This window comes from Bacteroidota bacterium, from assembly GCA_019637975.1.
In the GTDB taxonomy this organism is placed as follows: Bacteria; Bacteroidota; Ignavibacteria; order UBA10030; family UBA6906; genus CAADGV01.
Map to the genome: position 1 here is coordinate 82,758 of JAHBUR010000016.1, position 10,645 is coordinate 93,402.

The following is a 10,645-nucleotide window of genomic DNA, read 5'->3' on the forward strand; positions in this document are numbered from 1 at the left end:
TTGATATGAAGCTTTCACCGCTCGACATTCGGAAACAGGAATTCAAAAAGGTGATGCGCGGGTACGACCCGATTGAGGTCGAGACCTTCACGGAGACGATGGCTAACGAGTTCGAAAACCTGCTGAAAGAACAAAACGACCTCCGAACCAAGATTGTTGAGCTTGAAACACAGCTCAAAGACTACAAACAAATGGAGCGGACGCTTCAGCAAACCCTCATGCAGGCGCAGGAAGCGACAGGCAAAACATACGAGGCCGCCCGTCGCGATGCCGAGTCAATCGTCAAGGAAGCAGAACTGAAAGCCGCCCAGATTCTCAATCTGGCAAACGACGAGATGGGCAAACTCAACAACGAAATTACCCAATTGAAATCCCGTAAAGATTCCCTCATCGGCCGGTTGCGGGTGTTGTTGAGCTCTGAGTTGGATTTGATCAAGTCGCTGGAAGTGGGCAACGACCCTGTTCTCTCAAATGACTCCTCGCGAGGCACAGGCAAGGACAATATCGATCTCGACAATATTCTCAAGGCCATCGAAAATGTCGGAACTCCGGAATCACATTGATGAAGCGGTGGCGTTTCTCCGCACAAAGACCCGGATGCAGCCGCCCATCGGCATCATTCTCGGAACCGGGCTTGGCGGGTTGGCGAAGGAGATCAAGCAGGACGTTGTTATCGACTATGAGAACATCCCGCATTTCCCCGTCTCAACGGTAGAATCCCACCACGGCAGATTGATTTTCGGAACGCTCGGCGGCAAGCAGGTGGTTGCCATGCAGGGGCGCTTCCACTATTATGAGGGTTACAGTATGCAGCAGGTAACCTTCCCCGTCAGAGTGATGAAGTTCCTGGGTGTAAACACGCTCCTAATTTCCAACGCAGCCGGCGGGATGAACCCCCAATTCCGCAAGGGAAGCGTCATGATTATCACCGACCACATCAACCTTTTGGGCGACAATCCCCTGATCGGCCCGAACGACGACTCCCTCGGTCCGCGTTTTCCCGATATGTCCGAGCCGTACAGCAAGAAGTTGATTGCACTGGCCGAGAAAGTGGCGCTTGAACGAAAAATACGAGTGGAGCGGGGAGTGTTTGTTGCCGTTGCCGGCCCGAACCTGGAAACCCGTGCCGAATATCGTTTCCTTCGTTTGATCGGAGGTGATGCGGTGGGAATGTCAACCGTCCCCGAGAACATTGTCGCAAACCATATGAGTATGCAGGTGTTGGGCTTCTCTATTATTACTGACGAGTGCTTCCCCGACGCGCTGCAACCGGCGAATGTAGCGGAGATTATAGCTGTTGCAAACGAAACCGAACCGAAACTGACGGCTATTATGAAGGGTGTGGTAGAGAGTTTGTAAAGTCTCGAGCGAGTGATGGAGTTTCAAGGATTTGGAAGAATATTGGTTGTTGTCGGAAGCGTGATATTGTTGCTGGGCATTGGGTTCATGGTGTGGGACAAGATTCCGTTTCTCGGCAAGCTTCCCGGTGATATTCGTGTTGAGAAGGAGAATTTCCGGTTCTACTTCCCCCTCACAACAGGGATTTTACTGAGCATCTTCATCAGTGTAATTCTCTGGATTGTTTCACATTTCAGAAAGTAGAACAATGCGCACACTACCTGCATTCTTTATTCTTCTGCCTGCAGTAACGGCAGCATTTGCACAACAACCGGAGCCGAAGGAAAAAATGCGTACAATCAGCGTTCGAGGCGAGGGAACCGTCGCAACAGCGCCCGACCAAGTGCGGGTCTCTGTTCAGGTAAGCACTCGGGAGGAATCGGCTTCAACAGCAATGCGCTCGGCGAGCAGCAAAACGCAGGCGATTCTTTCTCTCTTGAAAAATCTCGGAGTTGATGAGAAGAGTATTCAAACCTCGCGGGTGAACGTTTCACCCGTGTACGACTATTCACGCCAGATTCAGCCGCCGCCCATTGTCGGCTATACGTCTTCGAACGATTTCACTGTGTTGTTCAAGGGGAAGTTGATGGATAAAGTGGGGGAATTCATGGACAAAGCCGTTGCTGCCGGAGCAGCGAACTTCGGCGGGCTGCAGTACGAATCTTCCAAGCAGCGCGAGATTGAACGGGAAGCGTTAAAAAAAGCAGCCGATGACGCAAAAGCAAGAGCCGAAGTTCTTGCAAAACAACTCGGCGCGACATTAGGGCAGGTAACAACCATCTCCGAAAGCGTCAGCGGTGGCGGCCCGGGTCCTATGCTGATGAGAGGCAACGCGATGATGGAAGCCTCTTCCGCCGCCCCGGTGATGCAGGGCGAGCTTTCCATTCGCGCAGACGTACATGTGGTGTTTGAGCTGAAGTAGATCCCAGACTAACAGATAATGTTCAAAGAACTCACAGAAAAACTCTCCTATCCTGACGTAGAAAAGGAAATCCTCAAATTCTGGAAAGAGAACGGGATTTTCGAGAAGAGCATTTCCACGCGGGAAGGGAAACCCGGATTCACCTTCTATGAAGGGCCGCCGACGGCAAACGGTCGTCCGGGCATTCATCATGTCATGAGCCGTACGCTGAAAGATCTTGTTTGCCGCTACAAAACCATGCGTGGCTTTCAAGTTCACCGAAAAGCCGGATGGGATACGCACGGGCTTCCGGTGGAGATCGAGGTCGAGAAACAACTCGGCTTTAAACACAAAGACGAGATTGTGAAGTACGGCGTTGCCGAATTCAACAAGAAGTGCCGTGAGTCAGTCTGGAAATACAAAACCGATTGGGAGAAGATGACCGAGCAGATGGGCTACTGGGTCGATCTTACGAAGCCGTACGTTACGTTCGAGAATAACTATATCGAATCCATCTGGTGGGCGCTGAAGCGGTTTTATGATGAAGGAATGATCTACAAGGGCTACAAGATTCAGCCCTACTGCCCGCGATGCGAAACGCCCCTCTCATCGCACGAAGTGTCTCTCGGCTACGACGACGTAAAGGACCCGAGCGTGTACGTGAAGCTGAAGCTGAAGAGCCAACCCGACACATCATTCCTTGTCTGGACGACAACGCCGTGGACGTTGATTTCGAACGTTGCCCTTGCCGTACATCCGGATGTGGAATACGTGAAGGTCGAACACAAAGGCGAAAAGCTGATTCTTGCTGAAGCGCGATTGAATGTGCTGGAGGGCGAGTACTCTGTGTTGGAGAAGATGAAGGGTTCCGCCCTTAGCGGGCTGGAATACGAGCGCATCTTCAACTATCATCCTGTTGACAAGAAAGCGCATTATGTTGTCGAAGCGGTATTTGTCACTACGGAAGATGGCTCGGGCATCGTACACATGGCGCCTGCTTACGGCGAGGACGATTATCAAATTTCGAAACTCTACAATCTGCCAACAATCCATCCCGTAAACAAAAGCGGCGAGTTTACCGACGAAGTAACAGACTTCGCCGGAAAGTTCGTGAAGGATGCTGATCCTCTCATCATTCAAAATCTGAAACAGCGCGGCATTCTGTATCGCAAAGAGACAATTACGCACAGCTATCCGCATTGCTGGCGCTGCAAAACCCCGCTGCTCTACTATGCGCGTGAATCGTGGTACATCAGCACAACGAAATACGCGCAGAAGATGATTGATCTTAACCGGCAGATCAACTGGGTTCCGCCGGAAGTCGGTGAGGGACGGTTCGGCAACTGGTTGGAGGAAAACAAAGACTGGGCGCTTTCGCGGGATAGATTCTGGGGAACGCCGCTGCCCATCTGGATTTGCGAGAAATGCACAGCACAGAAGTGTGTAGGAAGCGTGGAGGAATTCAAGAACGGAAGTAATGTCCCCGACCCGCTCGACTTGCACAAGCCGTTCGTTGATGCAGTGACATTTACCTGTTCGTGCGGCGGAACAATGAGGAGGACCCCGGAATTGATCGACGTCTGGTTCGATTCGGGAGCAATGTCGTTTGCGCAATGGCATTATCCGTTCGAGAACAGAGAACTGATCGACAGCGGCGAACAGTATCCCGCCGATTTCATCTGCGAAGGCATCGATCAAACACGCGGGTGGTTCTATTCGTTGCACGCAATCGGAACGTTTCTCTTTAACAAGCCCGCGTACAAGAATCTCATCGTCAACGAACTCATCCTTGACAAAGACGGACAAAAAATGTCCAAGTCGAAGGGCAACACCGTCGATCCGTTCGCGACGATAGCAAAGTACGGGGCCGATACCACACGCTGGTATCTGGTGACAACAAGTCCGCCGTGGCGCCCGACAATGTTTGACGAAGCCGGACTCGGTGAGGTGCAACGGAAGTTCTTCGGAACTCTCGTCAACACCTATGCGTTCTTTGCCCTATACGCCAATATCGACCGGTTTACGCACGCCGAGCAACTCATCCCCGTTTCCGAGAGACAGGAAATCGACAGATGGGTGCTTTCCGAATTGAATTCGCTGCGTCGGCGATACCGGGAATTGATGGAGGCCTACGACGTAACAAAAGCCGCAAAGGCTGTGAGTGAATTCACAATCAATCACCTCTCGAATTGGTATGTTCGTCGGAATCGCAGGCGCTTCTGGAAAAGTGAGCGTGGAAAGGACAAAACAGCAGCATATCAAACGCTGTACGAGTGTCTCACGACCATTGCGAAACTGACGGCCCCGTTCGCGCCGTTCATTTCCGAAGAACTGTACCGCAACCTGAATTCGGTCACAAAACGTCAAACGGAAGAATCCGTGCACCTTGCGATGATGCCGGAGGTGGAGGGAAGTTCCATCGATGCGGAACTTGAGTCGAAAATGGAGCGTGCGCAATTGATTGTGGAGTTGGTTCGTTCCATGCGCATGAAATCGAACCTCAAAGTCCGGCAGCCGCTGAAGCGCATCATTCTTCCGGTTGCGAATGAACAGGAGAGGTCGCTTGTCGAGCAGGTGAAGGATGTCATCCTCGAAGAGATCAACGTCAAGGCGATCGAATTTGTCACGGATGATTCGGGGATTGTGAAGAAGAAGGCAAAAGCGAACTTCAAATCCATCGGACCGAAGTTCGGTAAATCGGTGAAGCTTGTTGCCGACCGGATCAAGGAGATGAGTGCCGGAGAAATCGGCCAGCTTGAGCGAAGCGGTTCGTTCGAGCTTCCCGTCAACGGATCGTCGTTTACCATCGGAACCGATGATGTGGAGATCGTTCGGGAAGATCTGCACGGCTGGCTTGTCGAATCCGACGGGGGCGTTACTGTTGCCCTCGACACGGAGTTGTCGGATGAGTTGATAGCAGAAGGCTTTGCCCGGGAGTTTGTAAGCCGCGTGCAGAACATGCGGAAGGATGCCGGTTTTGACGTAACCGATAGGATTATCATTTCCTACAGATCATCCGGAAAACTCTCGAGCGCATTGCAGAAGATGCGTGAGTACATTATGACCGAAACGCTTGCTGTAGAGCTGAGTCCGGAATTCAAAGCGGGCCCGCATACATCAACACAGGATATCAATGGCGAGATTGCGGACGTATCAATCGAGCGTCGTAGTTAGCTGTTCATCTATCTCATAAAGGAGCAAAAAGTCGATGGCGAAAAAGGGGTCGAAATCAGTGGTCAAGTCAACCGTGGCGATTATGAAAGAGAAAGCAGCAAAGCGGGTGAAGCAGGCGAAAAAGGGAAAAGTTGGAGCGATCAAGCGTTCAACCGGCAAACCGGCAAACAAGTCCGTCACCACCAAAGCGAAGCAGCCGGTTCCTACAAAGCAGTATAGCGAACGGGATCTGAAGCATTTCAAGGAGATCATCCTTGAGAAGAAGACAGAGATGATGGAAGAACTTGAAACGCTCAAAGAGACGATGATGGATGTGACCACGGGTGAGTACGTGAGCGAGAGTTCCACCTATTCTCTTCACATGGAGCAGGGAACGGATGCCATGGAACGCGAGAAGACGTTTCTCTTTGCCTCTCGCGGCAGTAAGTTTGTCAATCAATTGGATGACGCACTCGCCAGAATTGACAATGGAACGTACGGTGTTTGCCGCGTATGCCAGCTTCTTGTGCCGAAAGAGCGGCTGGAGGCAGTGCCAACAGCGCAAACGTGTGCAGAGTATAAGAACACGAATGTTCCCTGTGAACGCGGCCGCACAGCGCTGGCAAAAATGAAAAAGCGTTGAGGTGTGCGTGCGTGTTCTATGGCTTACGTTTGCCATTGTTGTTGTTGACCAGGTTTCGAAACTTCTGGTCAAGGGAATCAGCATTCCCTGGCTCGGAATCAACATTCAGGGCATGCGATACGGGTACAGCACTCCGGTGCTGGGCGATTTTTTTCGCCTCACCTATATCGAAAATCCGGGCATGGCCTTTGGCATTGATATCGGGGGGAAGCTTTTCTTCTCCATCTTTTCAATCATCCTGAGTATCGGAATCCTCTACTATTTGTATCGGGAGCGGGGAGAAAAGTTGGGATTCCGGATTTCCCTTGCGCTCATCCTCGGCGGCGCGATCGGAAATCTGATCGACAGAACCTTCTACGGCGTTCTCTTTGGTGAGGGTCCGTTGTTCTACGGCAGGGTAGTGGATTTTTTCGACGTGGACTTTTTCAATATCAACATTCTCGGATATTCTCTCACACGATGGCCTGTGTTCAATGTTGCAGATGCTGCGGTGACGATAGGCATCGTGTTGCTGTTGTTTGTGCATCGTTCCCATGAAGCGGCCCCAAAGGATATTCCGCCGCCCGCACTTCAGGAGATCTCTCCCGACGAAACCCGTCATCCTTCGCCTGCGGAATCAAACAAAGCTCTGCGTTAGAGTACCTTCCGCCGATGCCCACTGAAATCGAGATCATCGTTCCTTCGGGCAAAAAGAAAGAAAGGCTTGATGTCTTTCTCACACATCATGTCGAGAATGCAACGCGCAACAAGGTGCAGCGCGCCATCGAGCAAAGAATGGTTCTGGTGAACGGCAAGGCTGTCCGACCCAGCCATCAAGTCGCTCCCGGTGAAAAGATTCACGTAATTCTGCCGAAACCGCTTCCTCAAAAAGCGTTGCCCGAGAACATTCCTCTTGACATCCTTTTTGAAGACGACGAATTACTTGTGGTGAACAAACCTGCAGGTATGGTAACGCATCCCGCGCACGGAAACTATACCGGCACACTCGTAAACGCCCTGCTGTTTTACTGCAATCAACTCTCGACAGTAAACGACGCGACACGTCCCGGCATCGTTCACCGGCTGGACAAGGATACCTCGGGGCTGATGGTTGTTGCCAAAACTGACGCCGCGCATGCAAACCTCGCCAAGCAGTTTTCCGCAAGAACTGTTCAGCGGGAATATTGGGCACTGGTGTGGGGAAGCTTCAAGGAACGAAGGGGAATCATCGAAGCTTCATTGGGGAGAAGTAAGTCCGACAGAAAGAAGATTGCTGTAGTCGCGAATGGCAAACATGCAGTTACGGAATACGAAGTTGTTGAGAGATTCGACTATCTGTCACTGATTCGCTTGAAACTTCGGACCGGCCGAACGCATCAGATCAGGGTTCATCTTGCCCACATCAACCATCCCGTTTTCGGTGATCCGACCTACAGTGGTCGCCGGATCGTTGCCGGATCGGGATCCTTCGAGCAGAAAACCGAAGTTCAGCAGTTGCTCAGGCTCATTTTACGTCAATCGCTTCACGCGAAGACGCTCGGCTTTGTCCACCCGAAAACACAGACGGAAATTTTTTTTGATTCCGACCTTCCAGCCGATTTTTCGTCAATTTTAGCCCGTTTGAGGGCCCATTGATTACTTTTTGATTTCGTGTTTCCTATCACCGATTTGCATTCCACAAAGTTATTTTTTATGTTAGTCGTAAATTTCAGCGTGATGGGTTCTAATCTCTCGGCTATCAAAGCTGCATTCCGCTCTTCAAGCTGCAATTCAGTTTTTTAACATCAAAACAAAACACGCGGGGTATAACCGGATCAGTCCGGTCGAATTGTGTTGCGATGGGTTAAGCACACACGTTTCAGGGGTACACATGGAAAAAACAGGTTTTGAGAAGTTCAGGAAACCGGCTTTGGCACTTCTTGCCGGTGCTGTTCTGGTGACTGCCGGACCAACAGCATCAGCTCAATCCCGATTCGAAGTAACCATCCAGCAATTCAACAGCGATGAAGTTCGCGGCTACGTGCAGCCCATCGGGGATATGTTCGGGGCAAACATGAATGCAGGCTTATTTCACTCGGCTGATGTCGGGAAAGATGGCTTCCATTTTCGCATTGATATTGTGGGGATGATCTCAGTTGTAAGCGACGAGCACAAAAGCTACGCCGCATCGCTGCCTTCCGGATTTATTCCGCAGGGGGGGTCATACCAAACCGCAACGGTTTTTGGCGGGGCAGGAACCACGTTCAAAGATGCACATTCGGGACTTGAGTACAGGGGCTCGGACGGAGTATTCAGCACAAGTCTGTTTCCGCTGTTCGTTCCGCAGGTAACCATTGGGACGCTTTTTGGTACGCAGGCAATAGTGCGCTATATCTACATTCCTTCTCTTTCGGGCGGAAAGCTGCCAAGTTCCCGATTGTGGGGCGTCGGAATGCGCCACAGCATCAGTCAATATTTCGGTGCAGCCCCTCCGTTCGATGCAGCCGTTGCATTCCTCTACTCCGATTTCTCTCTGGGAGATATGGTGGAGTTGCAGGGCACGGTTGTCGATCTGCAAATCAGCAAATCGGTTCTTCTCTTCACATTCTATGGCGGTATAGCGGTTCAACAGAGCTCAATGGAACTCCGCTACAACCATCAGGCCACTGCTACCTCGACCTCCAATCTTGTTGATGTTGCTCTTAACGGGGGAAACACGTTCCGCGTAACAACCGGGCTGCAAATAGATCTGCAGGCAGTTCGACTCTTTGCGGATGCAAACTTTGGCCGTGTTCAACATTTTACAGGAGGAATCGGTTTTGGTCTCTAGGCAAGTAGTGAATATCTGCATGCCGCGTATCGGGACGCTGTTCGCCGGGATGGCGGCAGTTCTTCTCTCTCTCTCGACAATCGGCTCATCCTGCGTTAATGAGAATGCCCACGTGTCTGTAAATCTTTCACCGATCGTGGGCAGATACAAGCTCGGAACAAACCCGACGTTTTTCGGGACAATCACGGTGAAACTCGACAGCATTGTCGCAAGGGATTACAGAAACAAGATCAGACAAGGCCGAATTTACGATCTCAAAGTCCGGGTTGAAGGAGAGTATGGCGGGGAGGTGGCCGGAATTGCAGCCGTTCAAGCAGGAAACGGCGACCCCAAACAAATTTTGCGATTTCCGAGAACAGGCTCTGTGAACTGGTCGGTGTACAGGCAACCACAGTCCCTACTTGGCAACTCGACCTATCTTCTTCCCCAGCCGGAAGGCATTAACGAACTTCTTACAGCCCTTTTGGCGAAACCCCTCCCCGATATCACCTTCTCAGTGGTGGGTACGCTCAGTATTGCGCCTGTACCTGACAATTTGTATGTTGTCGTCGAAGTCTATCTGCAGGCTGACGCTGAGATAAACTGAACCTTGTCGGGGGCTCCTTCTGCCGTGTGAAGTGATTGCACGCGGCTGTCTCTTTCCACAAATATGTGTGTTGCCTTGCAACTCGACTGTGAGTAAGATAGTCCACCAACTCATGTTTCAACAACTATCAAGGAGTTTGTATGAAGGAACGTCTACACTATGTTTTCGTTCGTGGCGGAGTTGCTCTGTTCGCCCTTGCGCTTCTCGCAACGGGAATACGGGCGGAATCGAACTTCGAGAAGATCATCAGACAGCAGAATGCGGAGAATGCCAAAGGGTACGTTCAGCCGATTGCCGATATCTTCGGGGCAAATATGAACGCCGGCTTCTCGCGCAATGCGAAGCTCCCCGCATCAGGTTTCAATTTCAGGCTCGACATCATCGGCATGGCCGCACTCGTCGGGTCGGATCAAGAAACGTATATGGCAACGGATCCGTGGGACAGGAAATTCCAGACAGCGACGATTCTCGGAAAGAAGGGCGGCGCAAGTCCCAACCCCATCGATCCAAATAATGCCGCGCTCGAGTATCGCGGGTCGGACGGAATCATCAGCACATCCATATTTCCGTTTGCGGCTCCGCAAGTAACCATCGGGCATATCTACGGCACGGAAGCGATCATCCGGTATGTTCCGATTCCGGAAATCAGCAGCGCCAATCTTCCAAAAATCACGTTGTTTGGTGCAGGCGTGCGCCACAGCCTGAGCCAGTATTTCGATGAGATACCTCTCGACATGGCAGGCGGCTTCATGTATAACAGTTTCACAGTCGGGGAGTTCATTACCATAAAAGGATGGGCTATCGCTGCACACGCAAGCAAGGAACTCTCCGTCCTGGTCCTCTACGGCGGCATTCAATACGAGAAGAGCACGCTGACGCTGACGTACAAATCCACGGGGGGTGAAGACGTCAACATTGATCTTGAGGGATCCAACGTTGTTCGCGCAACGCTGGGGGCGGGATTGAATCTCGGCATCCTGAAGATCTTTGCCGACGCCAACTTCGGAGCGCTGACCAGCTTTACCGCGGGCATCGGGTTCGGATTCTGAGAATGATGAAACATGAAATTGTGAACAATTATTCAGAGGAGAAAGTATGAAAGCAAGAATTATCGTGATGATGCTGTTCGTCGGGCTGATGACGACGGGTTTTGATTGTATAAACGAGGATGCTCTG

At 51.4% G+C, this 10,645-nt stretch carries 11 protein-coding genes; all 11 read left to right on the forward strand.

All coding sequences use genetic code 11. The features are described 5' to 3' along the window. Positions 1–5 precede the first annotated feature (5 nt). The 11 genes from KF749_10640 to KF749_10690 all read left to right on the forward strand — a co-directional run bounded on the left by KF749_10640 (position 6) and on the right by KF749_10690 (position 10,518). On the forward strand, positions 6–563 hold the full coding sequence (locus KF749_10640) for a DivIVA domain-containing protein (GenBank protein MBX2991609.1): 558 nt from the start codon (positions 6–8) through the stop codon (positions 561–563). Next, positions 538–1,359, forward strand: coding sequence for a purine-nucleoside phosphorylase (locus KF749_10645; GenBank protein MBX2991610.1), 822 nt, complete (start codon positions 538–540; stop codon positions 1,357–1,359). The genes KF749_10640 and KF749_10645 overlap by 26 nt, the downstream gene beginning before the upstream one ends. 15 nt (positions 1,360–1,374) lie before the next feature. Further along, positions 1,375–1,602, forward strand: coding sequence for a DUF2905 domain-containing protein (locus KF749_10650; protein ID MBX2991611.1), 228 nt, complete (start codon positions 1,375–1,377; stop codon positions 1,600–1,602). A 4-nt stretch (positions 1,603–1,606) separates the two neighbouring features. Continuing rightward, entirely contained in the window at positions 1,607–2,320 is a 714-nt protein-coding gene (locus tag KF749_10655) for an SIMPL domain-containing protein (protein ID MBX2991612.1), read from the forward strand. A gap of 18 nt (positions 2,321–2,338) precedes the next feature. After that, on the forward strand, positions 2,339–5,473 hold the full coding sequence (ileS, locus tag KF749_10660; GenBank protein ID MBX2991613.1) for an isoleucine--tRNA ligase: 3,135 nt from the start codon (positions 2,339–2,341) through the stop codon (positions 5,471–5,473). A 34-nt stretch (positions 5,474–5,507) separates the two neighbouring features. Then, positions 5,508–6,095, forward strand: coding sequence for a conjugal transfer protein TraR (locus tag KF749_10665; GenBank protein ID MBX2991614.1), 588 nt, complete (start codon positions 5,508–5,510; stop codon positions 6,093–6,095). 7 nt (positions 6,096–6,102) lie between these two features. Then, positions 6,103–6,732, forward strand: coding sequence for a signal peptidase II (gene lspA, locus KF749_10670; protein MBX2991615.1), 630 nt, complete (start codon positions 6,103–6,105; stop codon positions 6,730–6,732). Between the two features lie 14 nt (positions 6,733–6,746). Further along, a complete protein-coding gene (locus KF749_10675) occupies positions 6,747–7,709 on the forward strand; it encodes an RluA family pseudouridine synthase (GenBank protein MBX2991616.1) in 963 nt (320 codons plus the stop codon). 235 nt (positions 7,710–7,944) lie between these two features. Then, the gene (locus KF749_10680) at positions 7,945–8,883 is read left to right on the forward strand and encodes a hypothetical protein (protein ID MBX2991617.1); all 939 of its coding nucleotides are present in this window, start codon (positions 7,945–7,947) and stop codon (positions 8,881–8,883) included. Continuing rightward, positions 8,873–9,469, forward strand: a complete 597-nt coding sequence (locus KF749_10685) for a hypothetical protein (protein ID MBX2991618.1) — start codon at positions 8,873–8,875, stop codon at positions 9,467–9,469. Before KF749_10680 ends, KF749_10685 begins: the two co-directional genes overlap by 11 nt. A gap of 140 nt (positions 9,470–9,609) precedes the next feature. Next, a complete protein-coding gene (locus KF749_10690; protein ID MBX2991619.1) occupies positions 9,610–10,518 on the forward strand; it encodes a hypothetical protein in 909 nt (302 codons plus the stop codon). The last annotated feature ends 127 nt before the right edge of the window (positions 10,519–10,645 follow it).